Genomic DNA, 22015 nt, shown 5'->3' with positions numbered 1-22015 from the left:
GACTGTGCACAACACCGTGTATAATTAATTGCTAGGTTCTTCCCTACTTGCGAATATTCCTGCGGAATATTCACGGGTTCGTAAAAGTTTACTAAATTAGTTGCTTAACCACGCAACTAACCATACACAAAACCGTTGTACAACATTTTGACCCGTCCTGAATAAAGGCTACATAATTTTAAACCTGAAAAATATATCAAAATATTTTTATCATCTTTACGAATATTTATTTATTAAACTCTTCACATTTTTTCCAATTTAATCATCCAACTATAAGATCATTAGCTTTATCTAGCACTGTGTTGTCGAAACTTTTCAAGTAAATTTCGGTTGTCCTTATAGATTGATGTCCCAGCCCTTCGCTTATAATTTCTGTAGAAATGCCCATATCTTTTGCGATTGTTGCCCAAGAATGTCTAATATAATAAGAGGTGATTTTTTCTTCAATATTTGCATCCTTCGCAATTATTTTCAATAATTTATTGACTAATCTTCTATCTGAACGATATTTTTTAAATGCTTCAACCGAACCATCATAACCAATTGGGAATATGAAGTCATCTGGATTTTTATCAAGGGTATATTTCTTAAGTATTTCAGAAAATTCTGTTGTGATTCTAATTGATAAAGGGTCGTTTGTTTTACTTCTACCATAATATATTCTATTTCCTTTTATATCACATAATTTCAATTTAGCAAGGTCAATTAAATTCATACCTCTACAGTTAAACATAGCTAAGAAATAATTTCTTGTATGCCAAAGACTACTGTTTTCTTCATATATCAAATTTCGAATAGCAATTATTTTTTCTTTAGACAAAGCCTTTTTTTTTGTTCTCGTTGTAGATGGAATTTTATAACTGGAAAAAGGATGTTTAAACGGTATAAATACATCTTCTTTAATTGCACTATTATAAATAGCTCTAATTGCTCTAGTGTATGAACTTATACAATTTTTAGAATTTCCTTTTGACAAATGTTCTATTTCAAAATCAGTTAAAAAAGTTACTGTAACCTGATGAAACTTTACAGGAGAATTATTATTAAATTTTTCAAAAGCTGTTATTGCATTTTTGTACCAATTAGCAGTTGCTGGCTTGTTAGATTTCAGTTTTCGATTTATTAAAACGTTCCCCCATTCCTCAATAGTAATTTCATTAGAAAGATCTTTCTTAACTTTTGAATCTAATTTATCATCCCATATTTTTTTAATATTCTCAACTAGCGTATCAACTGTTATCTGATTAAGAGTATCACCAAGTTCATTGATCAAAGACTTTGCTGAATGAAGTTTTTCATATAACGTTTTATTAATCTCACTGCAATCCAAATCCTTATTTACAGAAACTGATTTTTTAATAGTCATGTTATTTGCATCCCATCCAGCTTTAGAAGTCTTATAAGGAAGACGAATCATTCTAGGACTTTTATGAAAAACTCTAACTACGATTGGAAACAACCCATCCTTCACAGTTTTTGACTTAGCTCTGGTATCCAAAATTAATTTTGCTCGTGCCATTTCTCAGTTATTTTAGATATAAAGTTAGCAAAAATTACGCACACTTTACGCACACTTTTGTTTGAGTACAATTCATATCAAACAACCTCAAAATTAACTAAACATAACAAAATCAGATATTTATAAATAATATTGCTTGTGAAAATAGTCGCTTTTTTGGCCTTCTAAGCAGGCGGTCGAAGGTTCGAATCCTTCTGCGATCACAAAAAGCCTTAACATTTATGTTGAGGCTTTTTTGTTGTTTATAATATACCTTCACTTCACTAAATAAGTGACAGACAAAAACGTTAGAAAAATAAAGAAATATTCACTTTGCAAATAGAAATAAAAAATCCAAGATCAACATGCTACAAATGCATGAATCCTAAAAGCACATGTATTTGTAAACACATTAGTCCCTTACAGACTAAAACTCGTTTTATTATTCTTATGCACCCTAAAGAGTACAAAAAAGAAAAAAACGGAACAGGACATATGACTAAGCTTCAACTTAAAAATTCTGAAATTATAGTTGGAGTAGATTTCACTAATAATAACCGTGTAAATGAAATTCTGACTAAAGAAAAAAATTCTTCTTTTTTACTTTATCCAGGTAAAGATAATTTCAACTTATCTGTAAGAGAAGGTTCAGAGATAAATTCATTTATGGGCAGTAATCCAAACATCTTTATTCTTGATGGTACGTGGCCTTGTGCCCGTAAAATGCTAAAACTAAGTAAGAACTTACAAGAACTAAAAAGGGTCAGTTTTGATAATGAAATTAAATCAAAATTTATCATCAAGCAGCAGCCAGAGCCTCTTTGTCTTAGTACTATTGAGTCTGTCTATACAGTCTTAAATTTACTTAAAAAAGGTGGCTTAGAACAATGCGATACAAAGGACTTTCTTGTTCCTTTTGAAAAGATGATTGAGCATCAACTTGAATATCTGCAAAACCCAAATAACAAGAATTATCGTTCAACTGAGAGCAATGAGATTATTACTAAGAACTTGTATAAAAAAAGTACAGAAAGAAATATAATTTTTGAAAAAGAGAATTAAATCATCTATCCTAAAATAGATTTAAAATTAATCATGAGATAATTTTACTCTATTATCTTTTGCATAAAAACCCGTTCTAATTATAATTAGAACGGGTTTTACTTTTTAAATCATAAAAATTCTACTACTCCGGATACTCAATCCTTAAGTGATAAATATTTGCTAACTTAGATTTTAGTACTTTTTTAATTGATTGAATCTCCTTAAAAGTGATATCTGCATTTAAAAACTGTCCACTTTCCATTTGTTTATTTATTATATTCTCAACAAACTCATTAAGCTTTGTTGTTGTAGGCTCTTTTAAACTTTTAGATGCTGCTTCTAAGCTATCACACATCATTAGTATTGCTGTTTCTTTACTAAAAGGTGTTGGTCCAGGGTACATAAAATCTTTAATATCTACATTTTCATTTACAGCTTTTTCTTTCATGTAAAAATAATAGACAACACTAGTTCCATGATGCGTTCTAATAAAATCAATAACACGATCTGGTAAATTATATTTCTTAGCAATCTCAATACCATTTATAGTATGATCAATAATTATTTGCGCACTTTCTCTACTCGATAATTCATCGTGTGGATTAATTCCGTTACTCTGATTTTCTGTAAAATAAGTTGGATTATTCATCTTACCAATATCATGGTAAAGTGCCCCTACTCTAATCAGCATGGCATTTGCACCAATTTCGTTTGCAGAGGCTTCTGCCAAATTAGCTACATTAAGCGAATGGTGAAATGTACCAGGAGCTCTGTTAGATAATTCTTTTAATAATTTTGTATTGGTATCAGAAAGCTCTAAAAGTGATACATCAGATACTAAACCAAATATTTTTTCGTAGATATATATTAAAGGTTGAACAAATAATGTTGCCAAACCGCATAATATAAACAATCCAAAAGTTTCTAGTTTAAGCCCCGTAAGTTGTCCTTCGTGAATTACAAAAAACGCGAAATAAGCAATAATGTAAATAAATGTTATCTGCCCTACCGAAATAAATAAATTTGCTCTTTTATACAGTTCAGACACAGTTAATATGGTCACCATACCTGCTATAATTTGAAGAAACATGTACTCATAACTATTAGGCACAACAAACCCTAAAAGTAATACGGTAAGAACATGTGTAAACAAACCTAACCTTGCATCAAAAAATGCTTTTAAAAGCAAGGGTAAAATACACAAAGGAACCACATAAATAAACTGAGAATTCACATTAACCACTAACGAAGTAATTAAAATCATCAATGCAATATTGAAGAAGATAAACGTGACTTTGGTATTATTTAAAAACACTTCTTTTCTATACTTGCTTAAAAATAACAATAACATTAAAAGTGTTAATGCAACCAATAACGTGTAAGCAATAAGCACCCAATTATAGTTTGTAGTATTCCAAACTTGAGACTCATATTCGGATTTTAAAGAACTTAAAATATCATATTGAGACTCTTCAATCACTTGCCCTTTTGAAATAATTAGCTGATCTTTTTCAACCCGTCCTCTAGTTAAAGACAATTTAGAGAGTTCTTCTTCTAAAGCTTTTTTAGTTAAAATTTCATTAAGCTTTATATTTGGTTTTATAACATCAAAAAACACAGATATCATTCGTTTCTTAGCATTTATAGGAATCGAATTTCCCATATCTGCTTCTACACGAAGTCTTAAATTACTAAGTTCAAATAAAGTTCCATATTGAACCTCTTTTTCAACCTTGTTAGCTGTCGCTAATTTTACAGCTCTGTCATCTTCATAATCATAATCAGAATCTAATATCCCCCTGCTATACAGGTTTTCAATTATGGATTGCCCCTTTTTATATAAGTCTGAATTATTAATATTAAAATCAGTAGAGTCTTTAAACACCTGATTAAACCTTGTGAGATATTCAGATAGCACTTCATCTTTAACCTCTTTATTTAATTCAAAATAAACAAGACTTCCGCTTTTAATTTCAATTTCTTCTTTTTCAATCTCTTTTTGCGATTTTTTAATCGCAAAATTAAAAGGAGCATATAGGTTTTCCGATTGCCACGGTTTTCCTTTTTCAAAAGAATATCTAAATTTTCCTGTTTTAGGAAATAGGTACACAATAAACAATGTTGTTACAATAAATAACAAAACCTTATAGACCAGAGCGTGGTTTTTATACCACTTATTATAGAATACATTCATATACAATCAAATGTAATAAATATTAAAATTTTAGAAGGCTAATATCAATAATACATTCTCAAATCTCTCAAAAAATGTTTAATTTCGCAACAAACAACAATCAAACATATTATATTTATGAACAAGGATGTCGTTATCGTTTCAGCAGTAAGAACTCCAATTGGAAGTTTTTTGGGAAGCTTATCTACAGTACCAGCAACAAAATTAGGAGCTGCTGCTATTAAAGGAGCTTTAGACAAAATTAACCTAAAACCAGAATTGGTTGATGAAGTTATTATGGGAAATGTTGTACAAGCCGGTAACGGACAAGCACCAGCTAGACAAGCTGCAATTTATGCTGGAATACCAAATTCAGTACCTTGTTCTACTGTAAATAAAGTATGTGCATCGGGAATGAAAGCCGTAATGCAAGCTGCACAGGCTATTCAATTAGGAGATGCAGAAATTGTTGTTGCCGGTGGTATGGAAAACATGAGTTTGATTCCGCATTATTACCATGCAAGATCAGCTACTAAATTTGGACCTGCTACATTAGAAGATGGTATGCAAAAAGATGGTTTAGTAGATGCTTATGATAACAATGCCATGGGTGTAAGTGCAGATGCTTGTGCTACTAAATATGAATTTTCTAGAGAAGATCAAGATGCTTTTGCTGTTCAATCTTATGAACGTTCTAAAGCCGCTTGGGAAGCTGGTAAATTTAAAGATGAAGTGATTGCAGTTGAAGTACCACAACGTCGTAGAGAACCTGTAATTGTGGATACAGATGAAGAATACACCAATGTAAAAATGGATAAAATTCCGGCTTTACGTCCTGCTTTTACTAAAGACGGAACAGTTACTGCCGCTAACGCATCTACAATTAATGATGGTGCCGCTGCATTAGTATTAATGAGTAGAGAAAAAGCTGAAGAATTAGGATTAACACCTTTAGCAACAATAAAAGGATATGCCGATGCTGCACAAGAACCAAATTGGTTTACTACAGCACCTGCAAAGGCTTTACCTAAAGCATTAGCAAAAGCAAACTTGGATATAAACGCTATTGATTTCTTTGAATTTAACGAAGCATTTTCTATCGTAGGTTTAGCCAATATGAAAATTTTAGGATTGAATGATAATAACGTTAATGTAAACGGAGGAGCGGTTTCTTTGGGTCATCCCTTAGGTTGTTCTGGGGCTAGAATCTTAGTGACCTTAATTAATGTATTACATCAAAATGATGCAAAACTAGGAGCAGCTGCTATTTGTAATGGAGGTGGAGGTGCTTCTGCAATGATTTTAGAACGCGCTTAACAAAACCCTATGCAATACGGCATTTGCAATCTTGGAATTGTACCTATTAGAATTGAACCTAGCGATACCAGTGAAATGGTAACGCAGGCTTTGTATGGCGATTATTTTAAAGTGTTAGAACAACGCAAAAAATGGAGCCGTATTCGTTTTGCATACGATAAATACGAAGGCTGGATCGATAATAAGCAATATTTAGAAATTGAAGAGGCTAATTATAATGATTTATCTAAATCTGAAATTAACCTTTCTAAAGATTTAATCGAGTTTGTATCTGATGATACTGATAACCTCTACCCTATTCCTGTTGGATCTGAGTTAAACGGTATAGATCTATTGAATCATCATTTCGATGGCATTGCTTTAACCTCTAAAAGTGCTAAAGAAAATATTGTAAAATCATCATTTTTATATTTGAATGCTCCTTATTTATGGGGAGGCAAAACACCTTTTGGTATTGACTGCTCTGGGTTTACCCAAATGGTTTATAAATTAAATGGTTACAAGATTCTAAGAGATGCTTCAGAACAAGCTAAACAAGGTGAAGCTTTAAGTTTTATTGAAGAAAGTGAGCCTGGAGATTTAGCCTTTTTTGATAATGCAGAAGGAGATATTACACATGTTGGCATTATAATGGAAGACAATTATATTATTCATGCACACGGAAAAGTAAGAATTGATCGTTTAGACCACAGTGGTATTTATAATATTGACAAAAATGCACATACACACAAACTAAGAGTTATTAAAAAGATTATTTAAAAATAATAGCTAAAAAACGCGACTATAATTGTCTTTACTTTAATTCTTTTTATTTACAATTTTCAACTTTAAATAACGTAATTACTACACTAAAAAATAACACTTTACCTCAAAAAAAGCACCTATTCTAACTTCAACGATATAGATAAGGTAACACTTTTGAATAAAACCTTACAACTTTAAACTTTTCCCTTACCTTTGCACGTTCTTTTTTTACAAATAAAAAACTGTAAAGAAAGACTAAACAAGAATACTTATTATGAGATTACATAGAAATTTATGCTTTGCAGTGATTGACGGATTACACCTTATTTTTAATGAAGGTGAATATGCTGATAAAGTAATACAACAATTACTAAGACGCGATAAACGTTGGGGAAGCAGAGACAGAGGTTTTGTTGCAGAAACGGTTTACACTATCGTTCGCTACCAAAGATTATATGCAGAAATAGCTGATGTTAAAGGGCCATATGATAGAGATAACCTTTGGAGAATTTTTGCGGTTTGGGCAACACTAAAAGGAATAAAATTACCTGATTGGAAATACTTTGCAGATACACCTTCAAGAAAAATTAAAGGTCGTTTTGATGAATTATCCAAAACTAGAAAATACAAAGAATCTATTCCGGATTGGATTGATGAATTAGGAGTTTCAGAATTAGGTGAAGCAGAATGGACAAAAGAAATTGCTAAACAAAACGAACAAGCAGAGGTGATTCTTAGAGTTAACACTTTAAAGACTAACAAGCAAGATTTACAATTAAAGTTAGAATCTGAGAGTATTGAAACTGATTTGTTACCAGATCATCCTTCAGCATTAAAACTTAAAGAGCGTGCTAACGTTTTTGTTACTGAAGCTTTTAAAGACGGATGGTTTGAAGTACAAGATGCTTCTTCTCAACTTGTTGCAGAATATTTAGACGTAAAACCAGGGATGAAGGTTGTAGATGTTTGTGCTGGTGCAGGTGGTAAAACTTTACACTTAGCCTCACTTATGGAAAACAAAGGGCAATTAATAGCAATGGATATTTACGAAAGTAAATTGAAAAAACTAAAAATTAGAGCTCGTAGAAATGGTGTTCATAATATTGAAATGAAGGTTATTGACTCTACTAAACCAATTAAAAAACTTCATGGCAAAGCTGATCGTTTGTTAATTGATGCGCCATGTTCTGGATTAGGTGTTTTAAGAAGAAACCCTGATGCTAAATGGAAATTACAACCCGAATTTATTGAAAATATCAAAAAAATACAACAAGAGGTTTTAGAACAATATTCTAAAATGGTAAAATCTGGTGGTAAAATGGTTTACGCAACATGTTCTGTTTTACCTTCTGAAAATCAGAAACAAGTTGATAAATTCTTAAAATCTGAAGCAGGACAAGATTTTACTTTTGTAAAAGACAAAAAAGTTTTAGCCTATAAGTCTGGATATGATGGATTTTACATGGCTTTGTTAGAAAGAAAATAACCAAATCATTTTTAAACAAAAATCTCGAATGAAAAACTTTTACTTACTAAGCATAACTTTACTAATCTCCTACATTGGGTTTGCTCAAATTCCATCTAACTATTATGATGATGCAGAAGGTTTAACAGGTTATGATCTAAAAACAGCATTGAAAACCATTGTTACTGATGGTCATTCTGATCAAGGATATGGATCATTATATTTTGGATATGAAACGACTCATGTAGATAATGTACAAGATGGTGGCTATGAAAATGACGGATCTGTTTTATTATTTTATACTGAAAATCCTAACGGAACTGACGCGTATGGATATCAACAAGGTTCTAATCAATGTGGTAATTACACACAAGAAGGCTCTTGTTACAATCGTGAGCATTTAGTACCGCAATCTGCTTTTGGAAGTGCTTCTCCAATGAAAAATGACATACATCACGTTATTCCTAGTGATGGCTATGCTAACGGAAAACGAGGAAATCTTCCTTTCGGAACAGTAGGATCTGCTGATTGGACCTCTTTAAACGGGTCGAAACAAGGATCTAGTAATGTTTCTGGATATTCAGGAACTGTTTTTGAACCTATAGACGAATTTAAAGGAGATATCGCTAGAGCAATACTTTATTTTGCCACACGTTACGAAGATAATATGGATAACTATGGTGGTTTTGCTATGTTTAATGGAACTGAAAACCAAGCACTTTCTGATTGGGCTATTACCATGTTATTAGATTGGCATTATAATGTAGATCCTGTAGATCAAGTAGAAATAGAACGAAATAATGCTGCTTATAATTACCAAGGTAATGCAAATCCGTTTGTAGATCATCCTGAATATGCGAACCTTATATGGAACCCAACGACAGATACAGAAGCACCAACTAATCCAATAAATTTAGTCGCTTCTACCTCTACAGATTATAGTATTACTCTAACTTGGACAGCATCTACAGATAATATCGCTGTAACATCTTATGATGTTTATATTGATGGGACTTATAGTTTTAACTCCGCTAGTACAACTGCTACAGCATCAGGATTAACTCCTGATTCTAATTACTGTTTTACTGTTAAAGCTAAAGATGCAGCAAATAATATATCTGGTTTTAGCAATGAAGATTGCGAAACTACAACTAATAACGGAAGTGTTAGTGGTGAAGATTGTTTAGCTGAAACTTTTGAAAACTTAGATACTTCAATTAGTTCTTATTCAAATATAGACTGGACAGGTGACAATGGAGGAAGTTGGAGTGCTACAGATGCCAGATCAGATCAACAAATTAATCCTTCTGCTGCAATTACTGTAAGAGATGGAGTTTTAACCCTTCCTTCAACTACAGGTGGAATTGGTTCTTTAACCGTAACAACTAAACGTGTATTTTCTGGATCTGATGGAACTTTTAATGTAAACGTTAATGGAAATTCAGTAGGAACTATTTCTTACACGGATACAGAACAAACGGTTACAATTTCAAATATTAATATTGAAGGTAATGTATCTGTAATTATTAACAATAATAGTGGTACTGGAAATAGAGTTGCTTTTGATGATTTATCATACACATGCTATTCTGCATTAGGTGTTGAACAAAACACCTTAGAAACAGTAAATCTGTACCCTAACCCGGTAAAAGATAACTTAACGGTAAATTTAAAATCTGAAGTTAATACCAATATTGAAATTTTTAATATTCTTGGAAAACGTGTTTTTAATAACATGATTACTAAGACGAGTACATTAAATGTTCAAAGTTTAAAAACAGGTATTTATATTGTGAAAATCACACAAGGCAATTCTACTATAACGAAGAAACTTGTAAAGAACTAAAAAAAGCAGATTTATAGATATAAAAAATGGTCGGAAGAAATTCTGACCATTTTTTATATCTATACTTTTATATTCATCTTAGATATTAAAAAGTAAAGATTAATTCTATTCATTTATATCACAAAAGAAACTAGTTAGCTTCTTTTGGTACTCTAAAAAGCAAAAGAATTCCTGCAATAAAGAAGACAACCAAAAACAAAATTGCATTTCTCATGCTTCCTGTTAATTGATCTATTGTTGCAAATAAGACCATTCCTATAACAATTCCTATTTTTTCTGCAACATCATAAAAACTAAAATATGAGGTTGTATCTTCTGTTTCAGGTAAGAATTTAGAATATGTAGATCTTGCTAAAGATTGCACACCTCCCATTACTAAACCAACAAGTGAAGCTGCAAAATAAAACTGCATTGCGGTCACCATAAAATAAGCGTAAAAACATAAGCCCATCCAAAAGAAATTAATAACAATCAATGTTTTTATGTTTCCAAATTTAGCAGATGCTCTAGATGTTAAAAATGCACCTAAAATAGCAACAACTTGTATAATTAAAATACTTGATATTAGTCCAAATGTTTTAGCATCAGCACCACCCCAAGCAATCTCTTCTTCTCCAAAGTAAACTGCAACTAACATAATAGTTTGTACAGCCATACTAAACACAAAAAAGGCGACTAAATAACGTTTAAGTCGTAGATTCTGCTTCAACTGTAACCAAACTTGTCTTAATTCTTTAAGACCATTAAAAACAACATCTTTAGTTACTTTACCACCTTTAGAAATTCCTTTTGGTAAAATGTAAAATGTATATTGACTAAAAATAATCCACCATAAACCAACGGTTATAAAAGAAATACGCATGGCTTCAAATGAAGCACTATTTTTAGCTTCTTTTAAAGCTTCTGCAATTTCTTTTTCTGTTCCTGTTTCTAATAACGTTTTAGAAATACTAATATCAAAACCAAAAAAGTTAGGAAACATTACCATAGCTAAATTTAGTACCAGAAGTAAAACACTCCCCAAGTATCCCATGCTAAAACCTTTTGCACTAATGCTATCTTGTTGTTCTGGAAAAGCAATATCTGGCAAATATGAATTGTAAAAAACTAAACTTCCCCAATAGCCTATTAATCCCATAAAATAAAACAACAGACTGATATGAATACTATCTAAACTAAACCAATATAAACCTATACAACCAAGTGCACCGACATAGCAAAAGAATTTCATGAAAGTCTTTTTATTCCCCACATAATCGGCAATACCGGAAAGAATTGGAGAAAAAATAGCGACAATTAAAAACGTAAATGCTGTAACGTAAGTAATTAGTGCAGTACTTTTAAAAACCATTCCAAAAGCAGAAACATTCTTCTCTACTTGTGAAACAAATAAAGCCGAGTAAAATATTGGGAATATGGAAGAAGCAATTGTTAAGGTATAAACCGAATTTGCCCAATCGTAAAAAGCCCAAGCATTAAGAAGTTTTTTACTCCCTTTTTGAAGTTGATCCATAAGAATTATATCGTTAATTGTTTACTTGATAAAGTGAAACTTTATACTGAGTTTACATCACTTCATCAAAAAAAATCAAAAAAAAAAAGCCACTCAAATTGAGCAGCTTCGAAAGTAATCAAATATTATTAAAATTTTAATTTATAGCTCTAAATGATGTTACACCAAATTTAGCAGCCTCTTCTTTTGCTTTTGGAGCTAAAGCTTTTAAATTTTCTATTCTAGAATCATTACTAGGGTGTGTACTCAAAAATTCTGGAGTAGAAGAGTCGCCACTATTTGCTTTCATACGCACCCAAAGTTCTGCTGCTTCATCTGGGTTATAACCTGCAATAGCCATAAGATAAACTCCTATTTTATCTGCTTCTGTCTCATTACTTCTACTAAAAGGTAACATACCTCCAACATTAGAAGCGATACCAAAAGCTTGGTTATAAATACCTAAGTTTTTATCATCTGCCAAAGCCACATTACCAGCAAGAGATATACCTTGTTGAATATAAGCAGCACTCATTCTCTGTTGTCCATGATTAGCAAGTGCGTGGGCAACTTCATGCCCCATAATTGCTGCAACACCTGTTTCATTAGCTGCAATAGGTAAAATCCCTGTGTAAAAAGCTATTTTTCCTCCTGGCATACACCAAGCATTAACTTCATCTGATTCTATAAGTGAATATTCCCATTTATAATCTTCTAAATACCCTTCAAAACCATTCGCTGTTAAATAACGCTCGGCTGCAACTGCGATTCTTTGTCCTACTCGAGTAATCATCTCTGCATCTGATGTTCCTGTAATAACTTTATTTTCTGTAAGAACCTGGCTGTATTGTGCAAAAGCTGATGGAAACAATTCATCATTACCAACAAATGCCATTGTTTTTTTCCCTGTAAAAGGGTTTGTAGCGCATGAAACTGCCACAATGACTATCACAAAACTCAATATTATTTTATTTAGCTTCATATTTAATTCTTTTGTAAATATTATTATTTTCAACGATACTATTAGGACACAAAATTAGGCAATAAGTCACTATGATTTTACCTTTAATCCTTTAATATGTAACTGAGAAAAATTCTTGTCGACTATAATATATTCAATATTGTCAATTTTTTGACTCTTATAATCTACTTTTTCATTATCTAAATATACTTCATAAATATCAAAAGGTAACCCATGAAGTTGAATTTTAAACGTCTCATAAGGTGTCACAAATTTGCCTTCCTTATATTGATTAATAATTAATTCATTTGATTTCCCTGTTAGATTAAAGTTTCTTAAGCTGTAACGCCCTTTAGTATAATCGAACCCATCATTTGCATCACTAAAAAGTTCACTTTCTTCTTTCCCTTTTTTATAATAAACATTTAGGGTAATTTCTGTAATTTCTTTCTCTCCAACGTATTGTTGAATAGGATATTTTGGAATTATAGCTCCTGCTTTAATATAAATAGGCATACTATCTATATCTGCATCAACCCACATTTCTTTTCCTCCTTTTACAACATTGTCTGTCCAGAAATCATACCATTGTCCTTTAGGAATATACATTCTACGTCCTTTAGCATTAGGCTCTAAAATAGGACAAGCTAAAATTTGTTCTCCAAAAATAAATTCGTCAGTTCTATAATGTGTTTGCACGTCTTCTTGATCGTATAAAACTAAAGACTTTAATAACGGTGTTCCGTGATCTACATAATTCCAAAATGCAGTATATAAATAAGGTAATAATTGATATCTAATTTCAATAAACTTTCTTACAATATCTGTAACATCTTCATCAAAAGCCCAAGGTTCTTGATCACCATGATCACCAGAAGAATGTACTCTAAAAAAGGGATGAAAAATACCTAATTGAATCCATCTTGTAAATAATTCTCCTTGTGGTTGTTCTGCAAACCCTCCAATATCACTACCTGCAAATGAGAAACCAGACATTGCCATACGTTGTGCTTGGATATTTGCAATCCATAGATGCTCCCAAGTTGCTACGTTATCTCCTGTCCATGTTGAAGTATAACGTTGTGTACCAGAATAGGCAGAACGCGTAATAACGAATGGACGTTTTGGAAATGAGTATTTTTTTAAACCTTGATACGTTGCTCTGGCCATCTGCATCCCATAAATATTATGAGCTTTTCTATGGCTACAAGGGTTTCCGTCGTAATCGTGACGTACATCATTAGGGAATGTTTTATTAGGAACTTCCATTACGGCTGGCTCATTCATATCATTCCAAACCCCTTTAACTCCTATATCTTCAATTAATTCTTGAAACAGCCCTGACCACCAATCTCTAACTTCAGGATTTGTAAAATCAGGAAAATAACATTCTCCTGGCCATACTTTACCTTTCATATAATCGCCATCGGCACGTTTACAGAAATAATCTTTCTCTAAAGCTTCATTAAAAACAGAATACTCTTTGTCTATTTTAATTCCTGGATCAATAATAGCAACGGTTTTAAATCCATCATCTAATAATTCTTTAACCATTCGTTTTGGATCCGGGAAATATTCTTTGTTCCAAGTGAAACATCTAAAACCTTCCATATAATCGATGTCTAAATAAATAGCATCACAAGGAATTTTAAGTTTTCTAAAGGTTGATGTAATTTCTTTTACTTTACTTTCAGGGTAATAACTCCATTTACATTGGTGAAATCCTAATGCCCAAAGTGGTGGTAAATGATGTGGTTTTCCGGTTAAATCAGTATAACTTTCTACGACGTCATTCATTTTAGGTCCATAGAAAAAGTAATAATTCATCTCCCCTCCTTGTGCCCAAAAGCTTGTTACATTTCTACGTTCGTGTGCAAAATCGAAAGACGATTCAAAAGTATTATCAAAAAATATTCCGTAAGCTTTTCCTTTGTGCAAACCTGTGTAAAAAGGAATGGCCTTATAAATAGGATCTGTATCTTTTCCGAAGGCATAAGAATCTGAAACCCAATTGCTATAACGCTTTCCTTTTAAATTAAGATGATTTGGCTTATCTCCTAGCCCGTAATAACTTTCTCCATCATTAGAGACTTTACTCATTTTTACAACATTCCCTCCATGCTCGTAACTTTCTTCCCAATGGAATCCACTTTCATCTTGACTTATTAAAACACCATCAACAGCATCGTAAATAGAAGTACGCATATCGTCTTTAGAAATTTCGCACCTTAATTTTGATGTTGTAACGACATAGCACGTTTCTTTCTCTTCAATTTCTAGTTTATTATAACCAATACTTGCATATTTAGTGATAGCATATGAAAAGTCATTATTAAAATTACCGACTGTTGTATACCTAAATCTTAGCAAACTATCTCTTACAACAGTTAATTCTAAAATAACATCATTATTTGCAGTGAAGTATAACTTATCAACGTCTTTTTTAAAGTCTATGATTTTTGAAGGAAATAGGTTTCCTTTATTTTCTAATTCTGTATTTATAATCATAAGTCAATTTTTTAAGCAAAAATTACTAACAAAAAAACGGAAAAAAACCAACATTAAAAAAGGTTCTGTTTGGTTATTAAATATTATTATCAACTATAACGTTTTCGAATTAATTATTGATAAAAAATCAATAATTATATTATTAATAACAAATACGCAATCAATAATTTATACCTAAAAAAGGTATAAATAGATACTTACAAAAACTTAATTGTTATACTTTCTATTTTTTAATTTCCAGAAAAAAGGGAATTATTTATTCCTTTTAATGAAATCCAAATTTTGTAACTACTAATGTAATACAACCAACTACCATTAACACATATAATAATCTCAATTTTAAGTTATGGCATAAAAGCAGTCCACAAATTGACAATAACGCCATAAAACCTGTTTCTAATCTTGTACATAATACACCTAAAATCATCATAGCAAAAAGTAAGTGAGTCCAAGTATTTTTAGGTTTAACAAGTATAAATAAAGCTACCAAAAATTCAACAAAAATAGTTACCCAAGCAAATACCAAACTAACACTAGCTTGATGTGGAATAATAGTCTTCAATTCTATTTTTTTATATAAATTTGGATTTGTATTATTTAAGTCTAAAAAACTTTGATAATTACTTTTTATCAACTCGAATTTTTCAGGAAAAAATCTAAAAAAAACGCGGAATAAACCTCCTTTATTCATCATATCGTAATAAAAATCTCCATTAATAAACTGACTTGACATCAATTTCTGAACAACAGAGGTTATTACTACTACAACTAATAGCATTTGGATATTTTTTTGTAAAATTTCAGTACGTTTATGGTAAAAGTAAAGCAATACCGAAAGTACCATGTATAAAAGCATAAAATGGTGATTAGCAACACCAAAATACAAATTACATAAATCAACAATAAGGATCATAAAAAGCATAATCCAAATAATAGGATATTTGGTTTTATTACCGAAAAAAAACCAACTTAATAAACCAATAATAAGCAAAGGAATTTTCCAAATACGGAATTCTTCGGCCATGATTATAATATAAACACCAACAAGTAATAGCAACAACTGTAATGCCAACGCAATGTTGTTTTTTAGCCTTTCTTCTATCGTCATCCAATATTTCACAATTCAGAGTTTTTTAAGTAAATTTCATCTATTAAAACTCTTGTATATGTGTTATCTACCCTGCTAATAGCGGGCTTCCATATCTGTATATGAACACTATCTTTATCTCTTGTTTTTAAAACTAATATTGCTGCTTTTTTTAGGTTCGTTTTATTAGGCATTAATTTTAAGCGATCAAATATGCTTTTCATTTCACCTTTCTTACTAATTAAAGAATCTACAGACATTCCTGGTATATATATTTGATTGTATTGATAATGAATACCTGTATACATACCGTATCCTCCACCTTTCCATGCATTTAGATTTTGAGTATTAACAAAAAAGAAGTGAATAGCAATAACCAAAACAGCAAGGCTTGGAATGCTATATTTTAAAATATACTCTTTTGTTTTTTCAGTCATAAATTATGATTAAACTACAATATTAACATTATTTAGATGCTCTACTGGCTAAAATAATAAGACCTTTAAGATTAGGAAACCTTAAAAGCCTTTTTATTTATTACAGTAAAACCCTCTTAGATTGAGAAACTAACAGGGCTATGGTTTTATTATTTAGAATACTTAAATACCACCATTCCTAAAGGAGGAATAGTTATCTCTATAGATTGATCTCTATAATTCCAAGAAATAGCTTTTGTTGTTTTTAATTTATTTTTATACTGACCTGTACCAAAGTATTTCTCAAGATCGCTATTAAAAACTTCTTTCAACTTACCTTTTCTTGGTACTCCTAATTTATAGTTTTCTTTAGGATTTGGCGTCATATTACAAGCTATAATTAAATCTTCTGCTTTATCATTTCCTTTTCTTATATAAGTGAAAACTGAATTTTTAGAATCGCCATAATCAATCCACTCAAAGCCGTCTATTGAAAATTGCTTTTCATATAATGCAGGTTGTTTCTTGTATAATGTATTTAAATCTTTTATTAATTGTTGTACCCCCTGATGAGGACTAAATTCTAATAAGTGCCAATCGAGACTATTTTGAAAATCCCATTCGTTACTTTGTCCAAATTCTGAGCCTTGAAACAATAAATTAGTTCCTGGATGTGTAAACATATAACTGTATAAAAGTCTCAAGTTTCCAAAGCGTTGCCACTCATCTCCTGGCATTCTTCCTAAAATAGATTTTTTACCATAAACCACTTCATCATGACTTAACGGCAACATAAAATTCTCTGTAAACGCATACGTCATAGAGAATGTTAAATCATTTTGATGATATTCTCTGTAAATCGGTTCTTTTGCAAAATACTGAAGCGTATCGTGCATCCAGCCCATCATCCATTTCATTCCAAAACCTAAACCTCCCATAAACGTTGGTTTAGATACCATAGGAAATGCGGTAGATTCTTCTGCTATAGTTTGTACATCTGGAAAAGAAGCATAGACAGCTTCATTCATTTCTCTTAAAAATGACATGGCTTCTAAATTTTCGTTTCCACCATATATATTTGGTTCCCATTCGCCATCTTCTCTACTGTAATCTAAAAACAGCATAGAGGCAACAGCATCGACTCTTAAGCCATCGGCATGGTATTGATCTAACCAAAATAAAGCATTACTGATAAGAAAAGACTTTACCTCATTACGTCCGTAATTAAATATTAAACTTTTCCAATCCTGGTGATAGCCTTTTCTTTTATCTGGATGTTCGTAAAGTGCAGAACCATCAAAGAATCCTAGACCATGAGCATCTTCTGGAAAATGAGAAGGTACCCAATCTAAAATAATTCCGATATCGTTTTGATGTAATTTATCGACTAAAAGTTTAAATTCTTCAGGATAACCAAATCGAGAAGTTGGTGCAAAATACCCTGTAACTTGATAGCCCCAAGATGGATCGTATGGAAACTCCATAATAGGCATTAATTCTACATGTGTAAAATTCATTTCTTTTACATAGTTGACCAATTCATCTGCCAATTCTACATAAGAGAGAAATCGATTCTCTTCAATTTGCTTTTTCCAAGAGCCTAAATGAACTTCATATACAGAATATGGTGCATCTAAAGCGTTATGCTTAGTTCTCTTTTTTAACCATGTTTTATCTTTCCATTTATAATCATCTTCCCAAACAATAGATCCTGTGCTAGGATTATATTCGCAGCGTCTTGCATAAGGATCTGCTTTTTCGGTAACAATACCATTATTATTGCTATGGATTTTGTATTTATAGATACTTCCTTTATTGACATTAGGAATAAAACCTTCCCAAATTCCACTAGAATCCCAGCGGACGTTTAAAAGGTATTCTCCATCCTTCCAAAAATTGAAATCTCCTACCACAGAAACCTGATTAGCACTAGGTGCCCAAACAGCAAAATAAGTGCCTTCTACGCCATCTACAGTTGTTAAATGTGATCCAAAATTCTCATATAAACGATAATGTTTACCGGATTTAAAAAGGTTGATATCAAAATCTGTAAAACGACTGTGTGCGATTACTTTTCCCATAAATTAAAGTACAAAACCTTTAGGAATAACAACTCCTTTTTTAATGACTACAATACCTTCTTTTATGACATAAGTATCTGTTTCTGTATCTTCAAGATGTGCTCCACCATTAATTCTTACATCATCACCAATACGCACATTTTTATCTATAATTGTATTTTTAATATAACAACGCTCCCCTATTCCTATTAAAATTTCGGTATGATTTTTATTAATTCCAGCTAAAGATTCATAATCATCATTCCCCATCATATACGTATTAATTATGGTAGAATCTTGACCAATACGCGAGCGAATACCAATTACTGATTTTTCAATTTTAGCTGCACCTATAATACAACCTTCTGCAATAACAGCTCTATCTAAACTTGTTCCTGATATTTTAGATGTAGGAAGTATACGAGCATTAGTATAAACACGTTGTTTAGAGTCATAGAGATTAAACTGAGGCATGGCATCTGTTAAACCAATATTAGCTTCAAAAAACGAATCTATATTTCCGATATCTGTCCAGTATCCTTCAAACGGATAACTTACTGTTTTATATTTTTCTATAGATTGTGGAATGATTTCTTTACCAAAATCCACAGTACTTTCATCTGCCATAAGCTCAATAAGCAACTCTCTATTAAACACATAAATCCCCATAGAACCTAAGTATTCACGACCTTGACTTTTCATTTCTTCTCCAACATCAGATTTCCAATCGACTAATAAATCTGAAGAAGGTTTTTCTATAAATGAAGTAATTAAATTGTCTTCATTAGATTTTAAAATTCCAAAAGAAGTTGCATCTTTTGCATTTACAGGATAAGTTGCTACAGAAATATCAGCATTACTTTCAATATGTTTTTCAATAATATCATTGTAATCCATTTGATACAGTTGATCACCAGAAAGTATTAGAGCATACTCAAAATCATGTTGTAAAAAATGATCCATGCTTTGTCTAACAGCATCTGCTGTACCTTGAAACCACTTATCACTTTTTATCGTTTGCTCAGCTGCAAGTACATCTACAAATGCCGAACTAAAAAAACTAAAGTTATATGTGTTTTTAATATGCCTATTTAGAGAGGCAGAATTAAACTGCGTTAAGACATACATACGTTTCATCCCTGAGTTAATACAATTAGAAATAGGAATATCTACCAACCTGTATTTACCCGCAATTGGTACTGCTGGTTTAGATCTTTTTTCAGTTAATGGGTAAAGCCGAGATCCCTGACCTCCTCCTAAGATAATTGATAATACTCTGTTGTTAATCATATTGTTTATTAGTTTATTGAGTTGTATAAGTTTATGTAGGCATTAGCTGAGGCTTTCCATGAGTGATCTAAACTCATGATGAATTTTCTATTGGAGTTAAATTGGGTTTTATTCTTATAAAAATCTAATGCGCGATTAATCGCATTATTAATATCGGTAATTGTAACTTCGTTATGACATATTCCGAAACCATTATTATTTATATCTACAACGGTATCTTTAAGTCCGCCAATACTTCTCACTACAGGAACTGTTCCATATCTCAAGCAATACATTTGATTTAGTCCACAAGGTTCTACGCGAGATGGCATAATTAAAAAATCTGCACCAGCATAAATAATATGAGACAGTTTTTCGTCATAACCAATGTAAACATTGTAATTTCCTTTGTATTCATTTTTAAGAGCATTAAGCTGCTCTTCTGTGTCTTTAAGACCAGAACCAAGAAGTAAAATATTTGCTTCCTTATCTTGCAATATGCTTCGAAATACTTCAGGTAATAACTCCGCTCCTTTTTCTCCTACCAAACGACCTATAAATGCTACTAAAGGTTTACTTTCATCTAAATTAAAGGTATCGCAAAGCCATCTTTTATTTCCATGCTTACCTGAAGCTACTGAGGCTTGATTATAATTATCTATAATAAAAGCATCGGTTTCAGTATTCCAAACATCTGTATCAATTCCGTTTAAAATCCCTAAAGACTTAGCACTTTCATTCGCTAACAAATGCTCTAATCCGTTAGCATTTTTTTTCAATTCTTCCATATAACTTGGAGAAACTGTAGTTACTCTCCAAGCACATTTTATAGCTGCCGCTAGTGGATTTATACTATTATCCCAATCTAATAATCCTATATTTTTCATATTGAATTCTGGAATTTTATATAAGTATTCATAAGACATCCAACCTTGGTATTGTGCATTATGGATTGTTGTAATAACAGGAATTTTATTTAATGACTGATATTTAAAGGATTCTTGAGCCATAAAAGGAATTAACCCTGTATGGTGATCGTGACAATGAAGAATATCTGGTTTATTTTCTAAAGTTAAAATCCAATCTAATGCCGCAATTTGAAACGCTAAGAATCTATCGATATCGTTTTCGGAATACACATAGTCTTTATAGAGTAAATCCTCTACATGCACAAAAAACACATCAAAATCTAAACTATCATCTGCTATTTTTAAGATACTGTAAGGATACTTTACATTCCCCAGATCAATTTCATCATTAAAAACAGTTATAAATTTATGAGCCTTTGTAAAGTTATTATTATAAAATGGCATTATTACAGCACTGTCTTCACCAACTTCATTTTGGTACTTAGGCAAAGCCCCTACAACATCTGCTAAACCTCCAATTTTAGCAATAGGATAACATTCTGCACTTAAATGGAATATCTTCATTTACACAAACAATTTTGTCTATAAATTTAACATTTTTTTTTCATAAAAAGTCAAGCTTTTAGTAAATAAATTAAGAGACTATCGTAATTATCAAAAGACTATTACGACTTAAATAGCAAACTGTATAAATAAACTTATAAAATGAAAAAATACTTCATAATTGCCTTAATTACATTATTTTTTAGTTGCAATAGTTCTGCTCAGAAAAGCAATCAAAAAGAAAACGAAAAAGTAACTTTTAATGTTACCAAAACAGAAGCTGAATGGAAAGCTCAACTGACCAAGGAGCAATATTTTATATTAAGAGAAGCCGGTACTGAACGCCCTTACTCAAGTCCTTTTAATAATAACCACAAAAAAGGTGTTTATCATTGTGCTGCTTGTAATGTCCCTTTATTTAAAAGCGAACATAAATTTGAATCTGGTTCTGGTTGGCCAAGTTTTGATCGCGTTATAGAAGGTAATGTTGCTTTTGGTACAGATACCAAAATTGGATATACTAGAGATGAAGAACATTGTGCTAATTGTGGCGGACATTTAGGACACGTTTTTAATGATGGACCAAAAGAAACGACAGGAAAGCGCCACTGTATTAATGGTGATGCACTAACCTTTGTAGAAGACAAGGAGTAATTAGACATAAAAAAGCTTTCTCTGAAGCTCTTATAACGATGTTTCTATCCTTTTTAATTAAAAGGATTC

Annotated in this window: 16 protein-coding genes; 6 read left to right on the top strand and 10 right to left on the bottom strand. The window is 31.5% G+C overall.

Features of this window, described 5'->3' with window-relative positions:
* Positions 1-262: 262 nt before the first annotated feature.
* Positions 263-1519 carry a tyrosine-type recombinase/integrase gene (locus tag HSX10_RS13355; protein ID WP_173588732.1) on the bottom strand — a complete coding sequence of 419 codons (1257 nt, stop codon included), beginning with the start codon at positions 1517-1519 and terminating at the stop codon, positions 263-265.
* Positions 1520-1831: 312 nt separating this feature from the next.
* Here HSX10_RS13355 and HSX10_RS13350 point away from each other — a divergent pair, with 312 nt between their 5' ends.
* Complete coding sequence (locus tag HSX10_RS13350; RefSeq protein ID WP_173588731.1) at positions 1832-2560, top strand: tRNA-uridine aminocarboxypropyltransferase; 729 nt, start codon at positions 1832-1834, stop codon at positions 2558-2560.
* A gap of 124 nt (positions 2561-2684) precedes the next feature.
* On the opposite strand, the gene HSX10_RS13345 is transcribed toward HSX10_RS13350, so the two are convergent.
* Positions 2685-4736, bottom strand: coding sequence for an HD family phosphohydrolase (locus HSX10_RS13345; protein ID WP_173588730.1), 2052 nt, complete (start codon positions 4734-4736; stop codon positions 2685-2687).
* A 117-nt stretch (positions 4737-4853) separates the two neighbouring features.
* Here HSX10_RS13345 and HSX10_RS13340 point away from each other — a divergent pair, with 117 nt between their 5' ends.
* From HSX10_RS13340 to HSX10_RS13325, 4 genes are all read left to right on the top strand, one after another.
* A complete protein-coding gene (locus HSX10_RS13340) occupies positions 4854-6032 on the top strand; it encodes an acetyl-CoA C-acyltransferase (RefSeq protein WP_173588729.1) in 1179 nt (392 codons plus the stop codon).
* 9 nt (positions 6033-6041) lie between these two features.
* The gene (locus HSX10_RS13335; protein ID WP_173588728.1) at positions 6042-6791 is read left to right on the top strand and encodes a C40 family peptidase; all 750 of its coding nucleotides are present in this window, start codon (positions 6042-6044) and stop codon (positions 6789-6791) included.
* A 259-nt stretch (positions 6792-7050) separates the two neighbouring features.
* Positions 7051-8262 (top strand): RsmB/NOP family class I SAM-dependent RNA methyltransferase, encoded by a 1212-nt coding sequence (locus HSX10_RS13330; RefSeq protein WP_173588727.1) that lies wholly within the window; start codon positions 7051-7053, stop codon positions 8260-8262.
* Positions 8263-8290: 28 nt separating this feature from the next.
* Positions 8291-10087: an endonuclease gene (locus HSX10_RS13325; protein ID WP_173588726.1), complete on the top strand. Its 1797-nt coding sequence runs from the start codon at positions 8291-8293 to the stop codon at positions 10085-10087.
* Between the two features lie 130 nt (positions 10088-10217).
* Here HSX10_RS13325 and HSX10_RS13320 read toward each other — a convergent pair whose 3' ends face one another.
* The 8 genes from HSX10_RS13320 to HSX10_RS13285 form a co-directional block, all read right to left on the bottom strand.
* The gene (locus HSX10_RS13320; RefSeq protein ID WP_173588725.1) at positions 10218-11600 is read right to left on the bottom strand and encodes an MFS transporter; all 1383 of its coding nucleotides are present in this window, start codon (positions 11598-11600) and stop codon (positions 10218-10220) included.
* Between the two features lie 136 nt (positions 11601-11736).
* The gene (locus tag HSX10_RS13315) at positions 11737-12561 is read right to left on the bottom strand and encodes a M48 family metallopeptidase (protein ID WP_173588724.1); all 825 of its coding nucleotides are present in this window, start codon (positions 12559-12561) and stop codon (positions 11737-11739) included.
* 69 nt (positions 12562-12630) lie between these two features.
* Positions 12631-15048: a glycoside hydrolase family 31 protein gene (locus tag HSX10_RS13310; protein ID WP_173588723.1), complete on the bottom strand. Its 2418-nt coding sequence runs from the start codon at positions 15046-15048 to the stop codon at positions 12631-12633.
* Positions 15049-15313: 265 nt separating this feature from the next.
* Complete coding sequence (locus HSX10_RS13305; protein ID WP_173588722.1) at positions 15314-16156, bottom strand: hypothetical protein; 843 nt, start codon at positions 16154-16156, stop codon at positions 15314-15316.
* Positions 16157-16164: 8 nt separating this feature from the next.
* Positions 16165-16572: a hypothetical protein gene (locus HSX10_RS13300; RefSeq protein WP_173588721.1), complete on the bottom strand. Its 408-nt coding sequence runs from the start codon at positions 16570-16572 to the stop codon at positions 16165-16167.
* A gap of 149 nt (positions 16573-16721) precedes the next feature.
* Positions 16722-18632 (bottom strand): 1,4-alpha-glucan branching protein GlgB, encoded by a 1911-nt coding sequence (gene glgB, locus HSX10_RS13295; RefSeq protein ID WP_173588720.1) that lies wholly within the window; start codon positions 18630-18632, stop codon positions 16722-16724.
* A gap of 3 nt (positions 18633-18635) precedes the next feature.
* Positions 18636-19901, bottom strand: coding sequence for a glucose-1-phosphate adenylyltransferase (locus tag HSX10_RS13290; protein WP_173588719.1), 1266 nt, complete (start codon positions 19899-19901; stop codon positions 18636-18638).
* An 8-nt stretch (positions 19902-19909) separates the two neighbouring features.
* A complete protein-coding gene (locus HSX10_RS13285; RefSeq protein ID WP_173588718.1) occupies positions 19910-21313 on the bottom strand; it encodes a glycogen synthase in 1404 nt (467 codons plus the stop codon).
* Between the two features lie 141 nt (positions 21314-21454).
* Between HSX10_RS13285 and msrB the strand changes: the two genes are divergently transcribed.
* Positions 21455-21946, top strand: a complete 492-nt coding sequence (gene msrB / locus HSX10_RS13280) for a peptide-methionine (R)-S-oxide reductase MsrB (protein ID WP_173588717.1) — start codon at positions 21455-21457, stop codon at positions 21944-21946.
* Positions 21947-22015: the final 69 nt, after the last annotated feature.

Source organism: Winogradskyella undariae (assembly GCF_013285155.1).
Lineage (GTDB): Bacteria > Bacteroidota > Bacteroidia > Flavobacteriales > Flavobacteriaceae > Winogradskyella > Winogradskyella undariae.
This window is presented reverse-complemented; position numbering and strand designations above follow the sequence as displayed.

Bases quoted from the DNA above. Each gene is read 5' to 3' on its own strand.
- HSX10_RS13285 (WP_173588718.1), bottom strand. From the start codon at position 21,313: ATGAAGATATTCCATTTAAGTGCAGAATGTTATCCTATTGCTAAAATT.
- HSX10_RS13345 (WP_173588730.1), bottom strand. From the start codon at position 4,736: ATGAATGTATTCTATAATAAGTGGTATAAAAACCACGCTCTGGTCTAT.
- HSX10_RS13340 (WP_173588729.1), top strand. From the start codon at position 4,854: ATGAACAAGGATGTCGTTATCGTTTCAGCAGTAAGAACTCCAATTGGA.
- HSX10_RS13290 (WP_173588719.1), bottom strand. From the start codon at position 19,901: ATGATTAACAACAGAGTATTATCAATTATCTTAGGAGGAGGTCAGGGA.
- glgB (WP_173588720.1), bottom strand. From the start codon at position 18,632: ATGGGAAAAGTAATCGCACACAGTCGTTTTACAGATTTTGATATCAAC.
- HSX10_RS13320 (WP_173588725.1), bottom strand. From the start codon at position 11,600: ATGGATCAACTTCAAAAAGGGAGTAAAAAACTTCTTAATGCTTGGGCT.
- HSX10_RS13315 (WP_173588724.1), bottom strand. From the start codon at position 12,561: ATGAAGCTAAATAAAATAATATTGAGTTTTGTGATAGTCATTGTGGCA.
- HSX10_RS13325 (WP_173588726.1), top strand. From the start codon at position 8,291: ATGAAAAACTTTTACTTACTAAGCATAACTTTACTAATCTCCTACATT.
- HSX10_RS13330 (WP_173588727.1), top strand. From the start codon at position 7,051: ATGAGATTACATAGAAATTTATGCTTTGCAGTGATTGACGGATTACAC.
- HSX10_RS13305 (WP_173588722.1), bottom strand. From the start codon at position 16,156: ATGACGATAGAAGAAAGGCTAAAAAACAACATTGCGTTGGCATTACAG.
- HSX10_RS13335 (WP_173588728.1), top strand. From the start codon at position 6,042: ATGCAATACGGCATTTGCAATCTTGGAATTGTACCTATTAGAATTGAA.
- HSX10_RS13310 (WP_173588723.1), bottom strand. From the start codon at position 15,048: ATGATTATAAATACAGAATTAGAAAATAAAGGAAACCTATTTCCTTCA.
- msrB (WP_173588717.1), top strand. From the start codon at position 21,455: ATGAAAAAATACTTCATAATTGCCTTAATTACATTATTTTTTAGTTGC.
- HSX10_RS13355 (WP_173588732.1), bottom strand. From the start codon at position 1,519: ATGGCACGAGCAAAATTAATTTTGGATACCAGAGCTAAGTCAAAAACT.
- HSX10_RS13300 (WP_173588721.1), bottom strand. From the start codon at position 16,572: ATGACTGAAAAAACAAAAGAGTATATTTTAAAATATAGCATTCCAAGC.